1 protein-coding gene is annotated in these 933 nt (G+C 58.6%); it reads left to right on the top strand.

The window, feature by feature from the left end:
• Nucleotide 1 precedes the first annotated feature (1 nt).
• Nucleotides 2–933 (top strand): photosystem II q(b) protein (gene psbA / locus VB780_RS25625; RefSeq protein WP_323354024.1); only part of this gene is annotated, 932 nt, incomplete at its 3' end.

Genomic DNA, 933 nt, shown 5'->3' on the forward strand with positions numbered 1-933 from the left:
CCTGTGGGAGCAGTTTTGCCAGTGGGTGACCAGCACCGAGAACCGCCTGTATGTGGGCTGGTTTGGCGTGTTGATGATCCCCACCCTGCTTGCTGCGACCGCCTGCTTCGTCGTCGCGTTCATCGCGGCCCCTCCCGTCGACATCGACGGCATCCGTGAGCCCGTTGCCGGCTCCCTGATGTACGGCAACAACATCATCTCCGGTGCGGTTGTGCCCTCGTCTAACGCCATCGGCCTGCACTTTTACCCCATCTGGGAAGCGGCTTCCCTCGATGAGTGGCTGTACAACGGTGGCCCTTACCAGTTGGTGATTTTCCACTTCCTCATCGGCGTCTTCTGCTACATGGGTCGTGAGTGGGAACTGAGCTACCGTCTCGGCATGCGCCCCTGGATCTGCGTTGCTTACAGCGCACCTGTGGCCGCTGCCACCGCCGTGTTCCTCATCTACCCCCTGGGTCAAGGCTCCTTCTCGGACGGTATGCCTCTGGGTATCTCGGGTACCTTCAACTTCATGCTGGTGTTCCAGGCCGAGCACAACATTCTGATGCACCCCTTCCACATGCTGGGTGTGGCCGGTGTGTTCGGTGGCTCCCTGTTCTCCGCCATGCACGGTTCGCTGGTGACCTCTTCACTGGTGCGTGAGACCACCGAAGCTGAATCTCAGAACTACGGCTACAAGTTTGGCCAAGAAGAAGAGACCTACAACATCGTTGCAGCCCACGGCTACTTCGGTCGGTTGATCTTCCAATATGCCAGCTTCAACAACAGCCGCTCTCTGCACTTCTTCTTGGGTGCGTGGCCTGTGATTGGCATCTGGTTCACCTCCCTGGGCATCAGCACCATGGCGTTCAACCTGAACGGGTTCAACTTCAACCAGTCGATCCTCGATAGCCAAGGTCGTGTGATTGGCACCTGGGCGGATGTGATCAACCG

The sequence above is a fragment of the Leptolyngbya sp. CCNP1308 genome, from assembly GCF_034932455.1.
GTDB lineage: Bacteria > Cyanobacteriota > Cyanobacteriia > Phormidesmidales > Phormidesmidaceae > Nodosilinea.